Here is a 16,606-nt window from a genome sequence, read left to right as displayed (position 1 = left end):
TCGCGTGGTAGAACCGAGCCCATGACCATCGTCGACAACGCCGTGTACGTCGGCGGCCACCGGATCCGCGACCCGGATTCGCTCGAGGACACCTTCGAGCTGATGCGGGACGAGCGCGGCATGGCATGGATCGGCCTCTATCGCCCAACCCGCGAGGAGGTGGAGGCGGTCGCGGAGGAGTTCGGCCTGCATCCGCTGGCGGTCGAGGATGCGCTGAGTGGGCACCAGCGGGCCAAGCTGGAGCACTACGACGACGGGCTCTTCGTCGTGCTGCGCCCCGCCCGCTACGTGGACGCGGCCGAGACAGTGGTCTTCGGCGAGCTGCACGTGTTCGTCGGCCCGGACTTCGTGGTGACCATTCGGCACGCTGACTCGCCCGACCTCGCCCGTGTGCGGCGTCGGCTCGAGGAGGACCCCGACCTGCTCGCCCGCGGACCGGAGGCGGTGCTGTACGCCATCCTCGATCAGGTCGTCGACGAGTACGCACCCGTGGTGTTCGGCGTTCAGGGCGACGTCGACGAGATCGAGGACCAGCTCTTCGGTGAGGACACGGAGGCAGGTCTGTCCGAGCGCATTTACCGGCTGTCGCGTGAAGTCATCCATTTCCAGCGCGCGGTTCAGCCGCTCACCGCGCTGCTGCAGAGCCTCCTCGAGGAGGCGACGGCCAGCGAGGCGGAGCCCGTGCCCGAGCGCGTCGAGCTGCACCGCTCGCTGCGCGACGTGCTCGACCACACCATCCGGGTGACGGAGGGTGTCGACTCGCTGCGGGCGATCCTCGACAAGGCGCTGACCGTGCACTCGACGCTCGTCTCGCGGCGGCAGACCGAGGCAGGGCTCGCGCAGAACGACGTCGTCCGCAAGATCTCGTCATGGGCGGCGATCCTGTTCGCGCCGACGCTGGTCGCGGGCATTTACGGAATGAACTTCAATGACATGCCCGAGCTGCACTGGCGCCTCGGCTACCCGTGGGCGCTCGGGCTCATGGTGCTGTTCGGCCTCGGCCTCTATGCGGCCTTCAAGCGCAAGAAGTGGCTGTGAGATCCTTTTGGAGCGCGGAGTCCCGATAGACTCGCCCGCATAATGGACGACCCTCCCTCTGCCCATCCGCGCTGTGTTGACGCCCACGAGGACCGGCCCGTCCCGTACCCCTCGTGCTCCCCTGACGTGAACGGGGGCCACGGTGGGAACTGAGTGGCTTCTCCTCGGAGTCGGTTTACTGCTGACGCTCGGTACCGGTGTGTTCGTGGCCAGCGAATTCGCACTGGTCAACCTCGATCGTGCGGACCTCGAGGCCCGGCGCGACCGTGGCGAGACGCGCCTCGGCATGACGATTGCCGCGCTGCGGGTGACCTCGACGCACCTCTCGAGCGCGCAGCTCGGCATCACGCTGACCACGCTGCTCACCGGCTACACGATGGAGCCGGCGCTTTCGACGCTCCTTCGCGGGCCGTTCAGCGGACTCGGCATCTCCGACGACGTGCTCACGCCGATCATGACCGTCGTCGCGATCGTCATCGCGACGCTGCTGTCGATGATCCTGGGCGAACTCGTTCCCAAGAACTTCGCACTGGCTCTGCCGCGTGCGACGGCGAAGCTCGTCGTGCCGCTGCAGACCGCGTTTACCACCGTCTTCCGCCCCGCGGTGGCACTCCTCAACGGCAGCGCCAACGCCCTGCTCCGACTCGTTGGCATCGAGCCGAAGGAGGAGCTTTCGGGAGCCCGCAGCGCCGAGGAGCTCTCAAGCCTCGTGCGCCACTCCGCCAGCGCTGGCCTGCTCGAGGAGGACACGGCCGACCTGCTCGGGCGAACCCTCCGCTTCTCCGCCCTGACCGCGGGTGACGTGATGACTCCGCGCCTTCGCCTGTCGACCGTCGAACGCTCGAGCACCGCGCAGGACGTGCTCGAACTCGCCCGCACGACCGGGCTCTCGCGCTTCCCAATCACCGATGACGACATCGACGACATCGTCGGAGTCGTGCATGTCAAGCAGGCGGTCGCCGTGCCGCGCGGCAAGCGTTCGGAGGTGCCGGTGACGGCTCTCCGCTCCGAGCCGCTCCGTGTCCCCGAGACAATGAAGCTCGACGTGCTACTCACTGAGCTGCGCGGCCGTAGCTTCCAGCTTGCCGTCGTCATCGACGAGTACGGCGGGACGGCCGGCGTCGCGACCCTCGAAGACCTCGTCGAGGAACTCGTAGGCGAGGTCGCAGACGAGCACGACCGCTCACGGGCCGATGTCGTGAAGCTGCCGGGGTCAACGACCTTCCCCGGCATTCTCCGGCCCGACGAGGTCCTCGACCGCGCTGGCGTGCACATCCCCGAGGACGGCCCGTACGAGACGGTTGCGGGCTTCGTTATGAGAGAACTGGGCCGCCTCCCTACCATCGGCGACGAGGTGGAGGTGGAGGGCGGATCGCTCCGCGTCGAACGCCTCGACGGACGCCGCATCGACCGCCTGCGCTTCACCCCCAACCCTGAGGCCGTCCCGGAGGGCATCCCCGACCCTCTCGCTGACGTCACCCACAGCCTCCGTGGACACAAGGAGTCCGACGATGAGTGACTGGGCCGGAATCGCCTGGCTCGTGGTGCTCCTCGCCGCGAACGCCTTCTTCGTCGGAGCGGAGTTCGCGGTCATCTCCGCGCGCCGCTCCCAGATCGAGCCCCTCGCCGAGAGCGGACGCCGCAGCGCGATCACCGCGCTCGCCGCGATGGAGCACGCGACGCTGATGCTTGCCACTACCCAGCTGGGCATCACGGTCTGCTCACTGCTGATCCTGAACGTGAGCGAGCCGGCCATTCACCACCTGCTCGAGGTGCCTCTGCACGCCGTCGGAATCCCGGACGAACTCTCGGGCACGGTCGCCTTCGTCATCACGCTGCTGATCGTGTCGTTCCTGCACGTCGTGCTCGGTGAGATGGTGCCCAAGAACATCTCGTTCTCGATGCCCGACCGCGCAGTGCTGCTTCTCGCGCCTCCGCTCGTCGCGATCGCCCGCGTGCTCCGCCCGATCATCGTGGCCCTCAATGCGATCTCGAACGGCGTGCTCAGGCTCTTCAAGGTCGAGCCCAAGGACGAGGCAAACAGCACCTTCACGCTCGAGGAGGTGCAGACGATCGTCGACCAGTCGACTCGCGAGGGCACCCTCCGGGACTCCACGGGCACCCTCCTCGCCGCGTTCGAGTTCACCGAAAAGAAGGTCCGCGACGTTGCCCTGCCGCTCGACGGTATCGTCAGCCTGCCCAGCGGAGCGACGCCCGCCGACGTCGAGCGCGCCGTCGCCAAGCACGGCTTCTCGCGCTACGTGATCCTCGGCGACGACGGCACCCCCGAGGGCTACATTCACCTCAAGGACGTCCTCGACCTCGACGGTGACACCGAAGGCGCGAAGTTCCGCCTCCCGGTGCCCACGAAGAGGATCCGCCAACTTGCCTCCATCTTCGAAGCCACCGACCTGGAGGATGCCCTCGCGATCATGCGCCGGACCGGCGCCCACCTCGCCCGAGCCTTCGACGAGCAAGGACGGGCGACGGGCGTGCTGTTCCTCGAGGACATCATTGAGGAGCTTGTCGGCGAAGTCCACGACGCCACCCGACGCTAGGCGCGGGCCGCGGAGGGGTCGTCTGCGGCGTTGTCGTCGGGCGCGATACCGCCGGTATCGCTTCCTCCTCCGCCTTGCAGACGACCCCTCCGCGACCCGCGCCTCCACCGTTTGGTGAGGGGGTGGGCGCGGCTGCGCCGACGCTGGGGTGCGGCTGCGCCGGCACGGGGGTGGGCGCGGCTGCGCCGACGCGAAGGGGGTGCGGCTGCGCCGGCACGGGGGAGCAAGGGGGGAGAGGGGGAGAGGGGGAGAGGGGGGGTGGCGGTCGTAGGGTGGCGGGGTGATGGGTGGAGTGGAGTTGGTGGGGGCGGCGGAGGCGGCGCGGAGCATTCGTGTGCCGCGGGAGGACGACGACAAGTATGCGCGGGGGGTGCTCGGCGTGGCCACGGGGTCGACGCGGTACCCGGGCGCGGCCGTGCTCGGCGTGGAGGCGGCGGTGCGGGCGGGGGTCGGGATGGTCCGCTACCTCGGTCCGGAGAAACCGTCTGGCCTGGTGCTCGCCCGACGGCCGGAGGTCGTGACGTCCGAGGGGCGGGTGCAGGCGTGGCTCCTTGGGTCCGGGACGAGTGTCGATGACCGTGATGACGACCAGCGGCGTACGCTGCTCGACCAATTACACTCGGGAGTGCCCGCGGTGCTCGACGCGGGGGCTCTTGACCTGGCCGGCGAGATCGCCGGCGCGGTCGTCGTCACTCCGCACTACCGCGAGCTGGCGGGCATGCTTAACCGCGCGGGAGTCGATGTCGATGCCTCCGCGATCGCCGCCCAGCCGGGGGAATGGGCGCGGCGGGCCGCTGACCGCTTTGGCGTCTGCGTGCTGCTGAAGGGCAACACGACACACATTGTCGCGGGAGGCGTCTCCCTCGCGGTCGCGGGCTCGACGCCCTGGCTGGCGACGGCCGGCAGCGGTGATGTACTCGGCGGAATCCTCGGCGCCCTGCTCGCGGGCCGTGCGGCCGACGCGGAGGCTACTGACGCCGACTTGACTCCGGAGGACCTCGCTCCGGTCGCCGCTGCGGCTGCGGTCTTGCATGCGGAGGCGGGACGGGCCGCGTCGCAGGGTGGTCCGATCGCCGCCCTCGACATCGCGGAGCATCTCCCCGGAGTCATCGCGCGGATTCTGCACAGCTGCTCACAGCCACTGCTCAGCTGAACGGCTGAACCGGAGTGTCCGCAGCGCCGTTGTCCAGGAAGTAGCGCCACCCGCGAGCCGGCTCCCCGGTTGTGCAGTGTCGTTTCATCGAGTGCTCGAAGAGTGCGCCCCTACTGTCGGATCCGCCGCGTCCGCCCCGAACCAGGAGTACAGACATGACTGTGACGATCACAACACCCGCCCGTTACGCCCTGACCCTTCTCGCCGGAGCAGGAACGCTGGCGACATTGGCCGCCTGTTCGAGCACGACCACCGGCGCCTCGACGGACGCGACGACCGCACCGAGCACCGCTTCCAGTCCGGCGACGGGTGCCGCCGCGAGCGGCAGCACTGTCAAGGACGGCACCTACCAGGCCGAAGGGTCCTACACCTCGCCCGGCGGCAACGAAAAGGTCGGCGTCTCGCTGACCCTTGCCGACGGGGTTGTCACGGCGGTCACCGTCACCCCCGAGTCCGAGAACCCGACCGGGCAGCAGTACCAGGAGCGCTTCGCAAGCGGCATCTCGGGAGAGGTCGTGGGCAAGCAGCTCGACGAGCTGAAAGTGTCGAAGGTCTCCGGCTCTTCACTCACCTCCGGCGGGTTCAACGACGCCGTCACGACGATCAAGGCCGATGCCACGGCGTGATGCCTCGTTCGCTCTCGAGCACGCCTGGCGGTTCGACGCGATAGGGACCGTCTGGCAGATCGACACGGCCGAACCGCTCGGCGACGCGCGGCGCTCAGCTGTGTCGGCCCGTATAGAGGACTACGACCGTACATGGTCGCGTTTCCGCGAGGACTCCACGGTCTCGCTCCTACGCTCGGGAGGCGCGCACGTTTTCCCGGCCGAGGCCGGTGAACTCTTCGCCCTTTACGACGCGCTCGACGAGCTGACCGGGGGAGGCATCACTCCGTTCGTCGGAGGCGCGCTCGAGCAGCTCGGCTACGACCCCGCCTACAGCCTCGTCCCCCGAGGGCCCGCCGCTCCCGCCCCGTCCTGGAGCGCGGCCCGCGGTGGCGAACCGGATGAACTCCGCGTCGAAGCGGGCACGGTGCTCGATGTCGGCGCCGCAGGCAAGGGGCAGCTCGTCGATCTCGTGCTTGCCGAACTCGCGGCGACAGGAGTCGAGCACGCCCTCGTCGACGCGAGCGGCGACATGCGCGGAGTTGGCGCGGGTGAGTACCGGGTCGGGCTCGAACACCCGTGGAATCCCGCCCTCGCCCTGGGTGTGGCGGTCCCCGGCGAGCGCGCGCTGTGCGGCTCTGCGAGTAACCGCCGGGCCTGGGGGGACGGGCTGCACCACGTCCTCGACGGTCGCACGGGGATGCCCGTCGAGACGATCGTGGCGACGTGGGCCGTCGCCGAGAGTGCCCTGCTCGCCGATGCCCTCGCGACGGCGTTGTTCGTCTGCCCACCCGAGACCCTCGCCGAACGCTTCGACTTCGACTTCGTCCGCGTCCGCAGCGACGGCACCCTCCACTACTCATCCTCCTTCCCCGGAGAGGTCTTCCGATGATCGGCACCCTCGACCGCGCCCTCGGGCGCGTCACCACTTATCGACTGGTCTGGATGACGCTCGCCGCGCTCCTGATCGTCACCATCGGCTACGCCGCCGCGGGACTCGTGTCTTCGACGCCGCTCGAGATCGTCGCCAGCAGCGCGGTCGCGGTCGGCTCGACCGCCCTCGTCAGCGCTGGGCTCGCACGGATCTTCCGCAGGCGCGCGCACCTCGAATCCTCGCTCGTGACGGGCCTTCTCATCGCGTGCCTGCTCTTCCCCACGGCGGATCCCAGCGGGCTCGCCATCATCGCCCTGGTCGGCGCTATCGCTGCCGCCTCGAAGTACGTCCTCGCCTGGCGCGGGCGCCACCTCTTCAATCCGGCAGCCATCGCCGTGCTGATTATTGGCGTCACTGGCTTGAACGCCGGTGCCTGGTGGATTGCGAGCGGCGTGATCTGGCCCTGGGTGGTGCTCGGGTCCCTTCTTGTCGTGGCACGGGTGCGCCGATGGGCGGTCTTCGCCGTCTTCGTGCTCGTCGCGGGCGGAGTCTCGGTTCAGCAGGCGGTGCAGCACGGCCAGGACCCGGGACCGGCTCTCGCGCAGGTCGTCACGACCTACCCCCTCGTGTTCGCCGGTGCGTTCATGCTGACTGAACCGCTGACGCTGGCGCCGCGGCGCTCGCAGCAAGTGATTGTCGCCGTCGTCGCTGCGCTGCTGGCCAGTGTCCCGTTCCGATTCGGCGTCTTCTCCGCTACTCCCGAACTCGGCCTCGTGGTCGGCAACGCGCTCGCGTTCGTCTTCGCCTTCCGTCAGCGCCGACATCTCGCGCTCGAACTGACCGCGACCAGGACCCTGGCCCCCGGTATTGCGGAGTATCGATTCCGGACGCGTTCACCGCTGCATTTCGAGGCGGGGCAGTGGCTCGAGTTCGATCTGCCGCACCGCGCTGATCGACGGGGGAGCAGGCGAACCTTCTCCGTCTCCTCCGCGCCCGGTGACAACGAGATCACGATCGCCCTGCGGATGCCGGAGCGCGCGAGCAGCTTCAAGCGCGCTCTCGCCGCGCTCGAGCCCGGTGGCACAATCCGTGCGACGAGTGTCGGTGGCGACTTCGTGCTCCCGGCCGACCCCTCCGTGCCCCTTTTGCTCGTCGCAGGCGGGATTGGCATTACTCCGTTCGCCAGTCATCTGCGTTCCCTTGCCAACGGCCAGGGGCGGGACGTGGTGGTCGTGGTGGCCGCGCCGAGTCTCGAGCATGTCGCCTACCGCGATCTGCTGCAGGAGTCGGGCGCACGCGTCGTCCTCTTTGCTTCGGAGGCGCCTACAAAGCTGCCGACGGGCTGGTCGCACGTGTCGGGGCGGCTCACCGGCGCACTACTGGCGGACGCAGTACCGGATGCCGGTCGACGCGTCGGCTACGTCTCGGGATCGCCGTCCTTCGTCGATTCCGTTCGCGGAGCCCTCCGCAACGCGGGTGCGAAGCGGATCCGCACCGATGCCTTCGCCGGGTACTGACGCTCTCACGGGGTACTGACGGTTAGTGTGATTCCGGCGCTCCCGTCGGGGACTGACGCCCGCTCGGGGTACAGGCTCCAGCATTCTGACCGGCTGGCCGTCTACACTGTCGCGGTGCCGTCCTCCCCTTCCCGCGCGTTCTCCCGCCCCCTCGCCTGGCTGCGTGAGAACCGCGACTCCGTTGGAGTCCTCTGGGGCGGATTCGCGCTCGTGCACGTGCTGCTCTCACTCCTGGCGCTGTTCGCGCCGGGACTCCCTCTGGGCGACGTCAGCATCCACTACAAAGGATGGATGCAAGCGGCCGTCGAGGGAGGCGCTGTCGCGGGGATCGACACCGGCTGGGTCTACCCGATCCTGGCCTGGGGCCCGATCGCCTCCTCCTGGCTCTTCGGGGCCGACGGCTACGACCTGACGTGGCTCGTGCTCGTGGCTCTCGCCGACGCGGCGGCCTTCGCCCTCCTGCTGCGCGGACGCACGGCGGCACGTCTCGCCGCTGCGCGCTGGTGGCTCCTGTTTTTCGTCCTGCTCGGTCCCATCACGATCGGTCGAATCGACGCGTTCACGGCGCCACCCGCGATAGCGGGGATGCTCTGGGCCTCCACACGGCCGGGCGTCGCCGCGTTCCTGCTCACCATCGGCACCTGGATCAAGGTCTGGCCGGCCGCGATCCTCGCCGCCGCCGTACTGGTTCTTCGCGGTCGCGTCCGGATGGTGCTCGTCCCCGCCGTCACGTCCGTCCTGATCGTGCTCGGAGTCGTGCTGATCGGAGGCGGCGACCAGGTCTTCAGCTTCGTCACCGACCAGACCGACCGGGGGCTCCAGATCGAGGCGGTCGTCAGCACGCCGTGGATGTGGCTGTCGGTCGTTCCCGGCACGGGCAGTTACGTCTACTACGCGGCCGATATCAACACCTTCGAGATGCACGGGCCCGGCACAGAGTGGGCGGCGAGCCTCATGACCCCGCTGCTCGCACTGGCGATGCTCGGCGTGGCGCTGCTCGGTCTGCGAGCCCTCGCGCGCAAGGCGGAGCCCACATGGCTCTTCCCACTGCTCGCCCTGACCTTCGTCGTCGTGTTCATCGACACGAACAAGGTGCTGTCTCCGCAGTACATCGTCTGGCTGGCCCCGCCGGTGATCGCGGGCCTCATCGCGTGCCGCGATGGTTCCTTCGACCGTCCCGCTGCGCTGACCCTCGTGACGGCGGCGCTGACTCAGGTCATCTACCCCTACCTGTACCTCCTCCTTCTCTGGTCGCAGTGGTGGATGGTCCTCGTGCTCACCGCGCGCAACGCGCTGCTGGTGGTGCTCCTCGGCTGGCTCGTGCGCGAACTCTGGCGGGCAGGCTCGCCTCGGGCTCTGGAGCGCGAAGCCAGCCTGCCTGCGGTGGCTCTCGCCGCGCACTCGGCCTGAGAACCAGGGCCTCGTAGGCTCGCAGTGCGCAACCGAGACGCGGCTGCGTTGAGGGAGGCTCTCATGCTCGTTGCTTTCTCCGTCGCTCCGTCCGGGGGTGAGGCGCCCGACGCCTCCGTGCACGACGCCGTCGCCGCCGCCGTCCGCATCGTTCGCGAGAGCGGGCTCGCGCACCGCACCACGTCCATGTTTACCGAGATCGAGGGCGAGTGGGACGACGTCTTCGACGTGGTGAAGCGGGCGACAGAGGCCGTCGGCGCCTATGGCACGCGTGTCTCGCTGGTGCTGAAGGCCGACATCCGACCCGGCTACTCGGGCGAGATAGACGGGAAGCTCGAGCGGTTGAACCGGGCGCTGGAGGAGTAGCGGCGCTCGCGGAAACCTCTCTTCCGCATGGGTGCTCGAATCGATTCGACATTGCGCCGATCCTCGGTACCCTTGGCCCGTGACACTCACCCCAGCCCGCACCCGACTCGCCCTACTCGCCCTCGCGATGGGCGGATTCGGCATCGGCTGTACCGAGTTCGTTGCGATGGGACTTCTGCCGCAGCTGGCTGCCGACCTTCTGCCCGACGTCTACGCCGAGAGTTCGGAGCGGGCCATGTCGCAGGCCGGGATGCTGATCTCGGCTTACGCGCTCGGCGTGGTCGTCGGCGCTCCGACGATTGCAGCCGCAGCGGCGCGCTGGCCGCGCAAGCGGCTCCTCCTGACGCTGCTGGTCGCCTTCCCTGTGGGCACGATCGGGTCAGCGCTGCTGCCGACCTTTTCACTCGTCCTTGTGGCGCGATTCGTCGCAGCGTTGCCGCACGGCGCCTACTTCGGCATTGCCTCCCTCGTCGCCGCGGATCTGATGGGGCCGGGTAAGCGCGGGAAGGGTGTGGCGTTCGTCCTCTCGGGCCTCACCATCGCCAATGTGGTCGGCGTGCCGGCGATCACGTGGGTCGGTCAGGTGGCGGGCTGGCGCAGTGCCTACGCGGTGGTCGCCGCGCTCTTCGCGCTGACGGTCGTCGCCGTGCAGGTGCTCGTTCCACACCAGCCGGGAAACCCGGCCGCGACGATGCGCAACGAGCTCCGGGCCTTTGGCCGACTTCAAGTGTGGATGACCCTGCTGGTCGGTGCGATCGGATTCGGCGGTCTCTTCGCGATGTACACCTACATCTCCCCGCTCTCGACCGAAGTGACCGGGTTGCCGCTAAGCGCGGTCCCGTGGATCCTGGTCGTGATCGGCCTGGGGATGACCGTCGGCAACCTCGTGGGCGGGTGGGCGGCCGACCGGAACGTGCGGCGCGCGCTAGTCGTCTTCTTCGTGGGAGTCGGCGTCTCGCTGATGGGACTCGCGCTCACCGCATCGACGCTCGCGGGACTCATCACCTTCACCTTCCTCGCCGCGGCATTCTCGGCAGCGGCATCTCCTGCGATCCAGACCAGGTTGATGGATGTTGCACGCGAGAGCCAGACCATCGCCGCCGCACTGAATCACTCCGCCCTCAACATCGGCAATTCGATCGGAGCCGCCCTCGGAGGCGTCACGATCGCAGCGAGTCTGGGCTACCTCTCGCCCATCTGGGTCGGAGTGGGCCTGACAGCTGCCGGCGTCATCCTTACTCTCGCCAGCATCGGGATCGACCGCGCTCGCGGCACTCTGTACCCGGTGTACCGCGAATCGACGGAACCCGGCGCGCGCGAGATCCCGATCACCGTGGCGTAGCGCCGCCACACAGCTCCGACTGCGACGCGGTCAACGGGTCGGGTCCGCGCTCTGGAAGACTCGCGTCATGCGCGCCGTCAGATACGTGGATTTCGAAGCTCCTCCCGAGATCGTCGAGGTCCCCGATCCGGTCTGCCCACGTGACGGGGTCGTGGTTCGCGTGGCCGCGACCGGGGTTTGCCGGAGCGACTGGCACGCCTGGAAGGGGCACGACGACTCCGTCGTGCCTCCGCAGATCTCGGGTCACGAGTTCGCCGGGACCGTCGCCGAGGTCGGCGCGGAAGTGGTGAATTTCGCCGTCGGCGACCGGGTCACGGCGCCTTTCGTGTTCGCGTGCGGCGACTGTGACCAGTGCCATGAAGGAGCGACGCAGGTCTGCCTTCGCCAGCAGCAGCCGGGGTTCACGCTCGACGGATCACACGCCGAGGCGCTGGTCGTCCCCCGCGCCGACCTGAACCTGGTGGCCCTCCCCGACGCCGTCGGCTTCGTTGAGGCCGCCGGGCTCGGCTGCCGCTTCGGGACGGCCTACCACGCGGTGCACGCCCGGGGTCGCGTTGCCCGTGGCGAGTGGGTCGCCGTCTTCGGTTGCGGAGGAGTGGGCTTATCGGCAGTGCTTGTCGCACTGGCAGCGGGAGCGCGGGTCATCGCCACCGACGTCTCCGCTCGGGCACTCGAGGTGGTCGCGGCGCTCGGTGCGGTCACTGTCGTGGCCGGTGACGGCGCCGTCGAAGCGATTCTGACGGCGACCGGCGGCGGAGTCCACCTCGGGATCGACGCTGTCGGGAGCAGGGCCACGGCGGAGGCGTCGATCGCTGTCCTGCGGCCACGCGGGCGGCATGTCCAGGTGGGTCTTCTGCTTGACGCGGAGGCTGCGCCCGCGATCCCGCTCGGCCGGGTCATCGCCCAAGAACTCGAGCTGCTGGGTAGCCACGGGATTGCTCGCAGCGAGTACGCGGCTCTGCTCGGCGAGATCGTCGCGGGACGACTACGCCTCGGCGACTCCGTAGGGCGTGTCATCCCCTTCGAGGACCTCCCCGCCGCCCTGGTCGCGATGGACGGCCCATCCGCTTCGGCCGGCATGACCGTCGCGGTCGCCCCCACCCGGTCCTGACTCGCCGCGCTCCTTAGCGCCCCGCCCCCCGCTCTTCCCCATGCGTCCCCTTCGAACAGCCAACGGCGGCGCCGCCTGCCGCGCACGACAACTCAATCCGTCTCGATGAGGATTCCGTCGTGGATGGCGCGTTTGCGCAGCGCCACCTTGGTGCCCACATCGATGCCGACCACGCGGTACTTCTCGCGGATGCGTTTGAGGTATGACTTCGCGGTCTCCTCCGAGATGCCGAGTTCGAAGGCGACGGACTTCACGGGCTCGCCGCCCCCGTAGAGGGCCATGACGCGGCGCTCCTGAGCGCTCAGCTTCGGGGCACCGTCCGAGTCGCCGGTCGACAGAGCCATGTCGAGTTCGTGCGAGATGTAGGAGTGGCCGTCCTTCGCCGCGCGGATCGCCTCGACGATCATGTCGGCGTCTTCGGTCTTCACGAGGTATCCGAGGGCGCCGGAGGCCAGGGCCTCACGCACGACAGCCGGTTCGGAGTAGGTGCTCATCAGCACCGTCTTCACGCCCGTCGTCTTGAGGGTCGACAGCTTCACCGAGATCGGGATGTTGTCCTTGAGGTCGAGGTCGAGCAGCACGACATCGACCGGGAATTCGGGATGCGTGAGGAGCTCGGGCCAGGAGGCGACGGCCGCGACCAGCTGGATATCGGACGCGGCTCCGCGGATCCACTCGGTTAATGCACCAAGGAGCATCTTGTGGTCGTCGACGACCGCGAGGGTGATCTTTGAGTCAGGGGTGTGGGTCATCGGTGTCCTTCGGTCGGCTGTCGTCTGCGGGATCTCGGCCACTCACCGGTCGGCAGGATTCTCGACAAGGCAGTCGATCTCGATCCATAGCTCTCCATCCCGCGAGGTGTCGCGGAAGACGCCGACCTGAGCGATAGCTTCCCACGTCGCAGGATCGACTCCGCGCAAAGGCGCGCCCGAGGAGCGGAGGGTGATGGGGACCAGCAGGTGGCGTCCGGCCGCATCGCTGCCCGTCGCGCGTGCTCTGCCGGCCTCGACTTGCAGTTCCACGGCGAGGCCGGTGGCGCTATCGGCGATGAGCCACACCGCCGAGAGGAGGCCATCGCGCTGGCGATGGTTCAACAGGCCGGCGCTTCCGTCGGGATCGTCCAGGTCGACGAGGGGCGCGAGCAGTTCGGACTCGAGAATCGCGTGGTGCAGCCAGGTTTCGTGGCGCCTGTCAATCAGGTGCAGGCGGAGTTGCGTGGCGAGGGACGCCGCTTGGGCTGCACGTTGTGTATCGAGTGGCAGGTCGATGGAGCCGTCACCGACGTCGGTGAGGAGACGCTCGGCGGCAAGATCGAGGCGGGCCAGCTCCTCGGAGGCGAGCATTCCCACTGCGTAGCGCGGCCCGAGAGTGGTGCTCTGCACAAGGGCGCGATCGATCTCGAGTTGCACCATCCGACGGAAGCCGCGCATCGTCACCACCACGACGACGGCGGGAGCGATAGTGACCACGAGCGCGCCGATCCGAACCGAGAGGATGTCCGCCTCTCCGGAGCCCATTGTGCAAAAAGCGATCACCTCGGCGCCCGCGACGAGGATCCCGACGGTGAGAATCTCGAAACCGCGCCGATGCACGATGAGGGCGGAGTGCGCGACGACCGCGGCCACGGTGGCGGTGGGGACGGTGCGGGCGGAGTCGGATCCGGTGATCGCGAGCAGGTCGAGCGCAACGGCCGTCGCGGCGAGGAGGAGAAAGCCCACGTACACGCCGGTCGGCAGGCGTCGTCCCGGCAGGTGCACGACGGCGATGGTCGTGGCGAAGGCGAGGAGCACGAGAATCCAGGCGACGACGGTCAGACCGGGCTGGGTGTATCGGCTCGATGTCGCGAGGAAGATCAGCAGCTCGTAGGCCATGATGGCCGCCGCGATCCCGTTCAGTCCGCTGCCGAGATAGTTGGTGCCGAGCCCCTCCTGCCGACGGCGCAACGATCGGGCGGCCCGTGAGAGACGACCCGGCGCGGCGGTACCCCCCGTGAGCAAAGGGGCGGAGGAGTCCGGCAGCGCGTCGCTCACTTGGGCACCTCGAGTACCACTGTCGTTCCCGAACCGGCGGAGCTGAACAGTCGTGTCCGACCGCCCACATCGCCGAGCCGAGCGACGACCGACTCCCTGAAGCCGAGCTTTGAGGCTGGCACTGTGGTGACGTCGAAGCCCGACCCGGCGTCGGTGACCATCGCGCGCACGGTCGTCTCGTCCTCCGTGATGGTGACGTCGGCGGTGGAGACGCCCGAGTGCCGGCGCACGTTCTCGAGGCATTCGGCCAAGGCGAGCACGAAAGAGTCGAGTGCCACGCCGGAGAGCGCCACCTGGCCGGATCCGTGCCAGATCACCTCGAGGCCCATCCTGCCGAAGCGGCTGCGGACGGTCTCGAGCGTATTGGCCGCGGGCGCGGTCGTGACGCTCGTGAGCCGGTAGGAGCCGGAGGCGCTCGGAGTCGGGGTAGCGCCGAGCCGAAGCTGGCGCAGGAGTTGCGCATCTTGAGCGGCCTGCTGGCGGAGCGCTTCGCTCGAGACGCCGAAGCCGGAATGCGCCAGGAGAGTGAGCGTCGCGAGCACGGTGTCGTGCAGGAGTCGGGCGCCCTGCCGCCGCCGCGCCTCCATCTCGCTGGCCTGTCGCTCGACGCGGTGAGCATTGCCGATGCTGTCGATCCGGCGAATGACGCGGGGGACGGCTGTGCTGATCCAGAGGGCGAAGCCGCTCAGGGTGCCCCACGGTAGAAGGCTCTGCAGGACGACGGTGGGAATCGTTGTGCCGCTCGAGGCGAGGACCGAGGGGATGATGCTCAGGATCAGCACGGGCAGCAGGAGGGCGAGGCGGCGCAGAGAGGTCGTCACGACCATGGCGATGCTGGCGGTCACGGCGTTTGCCGTGTTGACCAGCACGAACCCGTCAAAACCGCTCTCGGGCGTGATGCCCACAGCGAGACCCGCCCCCAGCAGGAGTCCACCGACGGCTACGGCGATGAGGCTGCTCGGGCGGCCGGTGCGGGCGAGTTCGATATGCGCGGCGACCAGACCCAGGAGCAGCAGCACGGCGAACGGGACAGCGGCGGGCCGCAGTGTGCCGGGCACGAGCGCCATCGTGAGCGCGGCGACGTCGATGATCACGCCGATCCCGCATGCGGAGTGACGCAGGAGTCGGTCGCGCTCGCGTGCGCTGCGGATCATCGGCACGCTGTGGACTCCCTCCGGTCATCGACGCGGGGTTGACCCCCCGGTCTCACGATAGCCACTGGCCGGATGCGAAGGATCTGAAGTGGCAGCTCCGGCGCGTCAGCTTCAGCGACCGGCGCTGTTGTCGGGAGACGCGAGCAGGCGGGCGAGGTGGGCCCCGACAGCGTCGTCCTCGATCAGGAACCCGTCGTGCCCGAAGGTCGAGGCGATTACAGCGACGGTGCCGTCGTCGAGGGCGCCGGGGGCGTGCGCGGCGATGATCCGCTGGCCCGCGACGGGGAACAGGCGATCGCTGTCGATCCCGAGCACGAGCGTGGGACTGGTGATGCGGCGCAGCGCCTCCGCCTCACCGCCGCGCCCGCGACCGACATCGTGCGAGTTCATCGCCTCGACGAGTGTGATGTAGCTGTTCGCGTCGAAGCGGCGGGTGAACTTGTTGCCGTGGAAGTCGAGGTACGACTCCACGGCGAATCGGCCGCCACCGCCAAGAGGGCTGAGCCCCGACTGCCAGCTGCGCTCGAAACGGTCGTTGAGTTCCGAGGGGCTGCGGTAGTTCACCAGCGCCATCCGCCGGGCCAGGGCCAGGCCGTGGTAGGGGCCCTTCCCGTCGCCGGCGTCGTAGTAGGCGCCGCCCGCGAAGGCAGCATCGTTGCGGATCGCCTCAAGCTGCACGAAATTCAGAGCGATTTGGTCAGCGGTGGCGCGCGGCGGGGCGGCGAGCACGGCGAGGCGAGCGACACGCTCCGGATAGTCGATCCCCCATTCGAGCGCCTGCATCCCGCCCATCGACCCGCCGACGACGGTGTGCCAGCGCTCGATGCCGAGGAGGTCGCTGAACAGCACCTGCGCTCGGACCTGATCGCGGATGCTCGTGTAGGGGAATCGGGCTCCCCACTCGTGCCGGTCTGGGGCGAGGGAAGCCGGACCGGTCGACCCCTGGCAGCCGCCGAGCATGTTTGGGGCGACGACGAACCAGCGGTCGGTATCGAGGACGCGGCCTGGTCCGACGAGGCCCGACCACCAGCCGTCGGTCGCGTGGCCGGGATCATCGCGGCCGATGAGGTGCGAGTCTCCGGTCAGGGCGTGCAGGACCAGGACGGCATTGTCGCGTTCGGGCGCGAGTGTGCCCCAACTCTCGTAGGCGATCCGCACATGGGGGAGGTGCCCGCCGGCCTCGAAGTCAAACGGTCCAAGGTCGGCGAAGCGTCGGCCGCCCGGGTGGTCGCCGTCGCGCCAGGCGCCGGTGGCGGGGGGCTTCCCCAGCATCGAGCGGAGCTGGCGCTCGGTGACGAACGCCGAGGGGACAGTGTCTTCGAGTGTCTGCTGCCAGTCCATAGCGGTGTCCATCGTGGCAGAGCACGGCGGAGCGTCCTTTCTCGTGGCGGCCGGGTGGGCCGCCCGCATTGCACGAGATCCCACCGAACGGACGAGATTCCACGCAG

At 68.9% G+C, this 16,606-nt stretch carries 15 protein-coding genes; 11 read left to right on the top strand and 4 right to left on the bottom strand.

Annotated features, from left to right (window positions below):
• Positions 1 to 21 precede the first annotated feature (21 nt).
• The 11 genes from corA to B0H03_RS13010 all read left to right on the top strand — a co-directional run bounded on the left by corA (position 22) and on the right by B0H03_RS13010 (position 11,974).
• Positions 22 to 1,038, top strand: a complete 1,017-nt coding sequence (gene corA / locus B0H03_RS13065) for a magnesium/cobalt transporter CorA (protein WP_104264230.1) — start codon at positions 22 to 24, stop codon at positions 1,036 to 1,038.
• A gap of 142 nt (positions 1,039 to 1,180) precedes the next feature.
• Positions 1,181 to 2,557, top strand: coding sequence for a hemolysin family protein (locus B0H03_RS13060; protein ID WP_104264231.1), 1,377 nt, complete (start codon positions 1,181 to 1,183; stop codon positions 2,555 to 2,557).
• Complete coding sequence (locus tag B0H03_RS13055) at positions 2,550 to 3,596, top strand: hemolysin family protein (protein WP_104264232.1); 1,047 nt, start codon at positions 2,550 to 2,552, stop codon at positions 3,594 to 3,596. The genes B0H03_RS13060 and B0H03_RS13055 overlap by 8 nt, the downstream gene beginning before the upstream one ends.
• 283 nt (positions 3,597 to 3,879) lie before the next feature.
• On the top strand, positions 3,880 to 4,749 hold the full coding sequence (locus B0H03_RS13045; RefSeq protein ID WP_109714898.1) for an ADP-dependent NAD(P)H-hydrate dehydratase: 870 nt from the start codon (positions 3,880 to 3,882) through the stop codon (positions 4,747 to 4,749).
• Positions 4,750 to 4,904: 155 nt separating this feature from the next.
• Positions 4,905 to 5,375: an FMN-binding protein gene (locus B0H03_RS13040; RefSeq protein WP_181075048.1), complete on the top strand. Its 471-nt coding sequence runs from the start codon at positions 4,905 to 4,907 to the stop codon at positions 5,373 to 5,375.
• On the top strand, positions 5,362 to 6,246 hold the full coding sequence (locus tag B0H03_RS13035; protein ID WP_104264236.1) for an FAD:protein FMN transferase: 885 nt from the start codon (positions 5,362 to 5,364) through the stop codon (positions 6,244 to 6,246). Before B0H03_RS13040 ends, B0H03_RS13035 begins: the two co-directional genes overlap by 14 nt.
• The gene (locus B0H03_RS13030) at positions 6,243 to 7,745 is read left to right on the top strand and encodes an oxidoreductase (RefSeq protein WP_104264237.1); all 1,503 of its coding nucleotides are present in this window, start codon (positions 6,243 to 6,245) and stop codon (positions 7,743 to 7,745) included. Before B0H03_RS13035 ends, B0H03_RS13030 begins: the two co-directional genes overlap by 4 nt.
• A gap of 114 nt (positions 7,746 to 7,859) precedes the next feature.
• Entirely contained in the window at positions 7,860 to 9,155 is a 1,296-nt protein-coding gene (locus B0H03_RS13025; RefSeq protein ID WP_127843941.1) for a glycosyltransferase 87 family protein, read from the top strand.
• A 63-nt stretch (positions 9,156 to 9,218) separates the two neighbouring features.
• Positions 9,219 to 9,521, top strand: coding sequence for a thiamine-binding protein (locus B0H03_RS13020; protein ID WP_104264239.1), 303 nt, complete (start codon positions 9,219 to 9,221; stop codon positions 9,519 to 9,521).
• Positions 9,522 to 9,648: 127 nt separating this feature from the next.
• Positions 9,649 to 10,863 carry an MFS transporter gene (locus B0H03_RS13015; RefSeq protein ID WP_104264281.1) on the top strand — a complete coding sequence of 405 codons (1,215 nt, stop codon included), beginning with the start codon at positions 9,649 to 9,651 and terminating at the stop codon, positions 10,861 to 10,863.
• A gap of 67 nt (positions 10,864 to 10,930) precedes the next feature.
• Entirely contained in the window at positions 10,931 to 11,974 is a 1,044-nt protein-coding gene (locus B0H03_RS13010; RefSeq protein ID WP_104264240.1) for an alcohol dehydrogenase catalytic domain-containing protein, read from the top strand.
• A 92-nt stretch (positions 11,975 to 12,066) separates the two neighbouring features.
• Here B0H03_RS13010 and B0H03_RS13005 read toward each other — a convergent pair whose 3' ends face one another.
• The 4 genes from B0H03_RS13005 to metX form a co-directional block, all read right to left on the bottom strand.
• On the bottom strand, positions 12,067 to 12,726 hold the full coding sequence (locus B0H03_RS13005) for a response regulator (protein WP_104264241.1): 660 nt from the start codon (positions 12,724 to 12,726) through the stop codon (positions 12,067 to 12,069).
• Positions 12,727 to 12,768: 42 nt separating this feature from the next.
• The gene (locus B0H03_RS13000; RefSeq protein WP_104264242.1) at positions 12,769 to 14,004 is read right to left on the bottom strand and encodes a hypothetical protein; all 1,236 of its coding nucleotides are present in this window, start codon (positions 14,002 to 14,004) and stop codon (positions 12,769 to 12,771) included.
• Positions 14,001 to 15,158, bottom strand: coding sequence for a sensor histidine kinase (locus B0H03_RS12995; RefSeq protein WP_104264282.1), 1,158 nt, complete (start codon positions 15,156 to 15,158; stop codon positions 14,001 to 14,003). Before B0H03_RS12995 ends, B0H03_RS13000 begins: the two co-directional genes overlap by 4 nt.
• Before the next feature lie 111 nt (positions 15,159 to 15,269).
• The gene (gene metX, locus B0H03_RS12990; protein ID WP_104264243.1) at positions 15,270 to 16,499 is read right to left on the bottom strand and encodes a homoserine O-acetyltransferase MetX; all 1,230 of its coding nucleotides are present in this window, start codon (positions 16,497 to 16,499) and stop codon (positions 15,270 to 15,272) included.
• Positions 16,500 to 16,606 lie beyond the last annotated feature (107 nt).

The organism is Rathayibacter iranicus NCPPB 2253 = VKM Ac-1602 (genome assembly GCF_003149025.1).
Taxonomy (GTDB): Bacteria; Actinomycetota; Actinomycetes; order Actinomycetales; family Microbacteriaceae; genus Rathayibacter; species Rathayibacter iranicus.
This window is presented reverse-complemented; position numbering and strand designations above follow the sequence as displayed.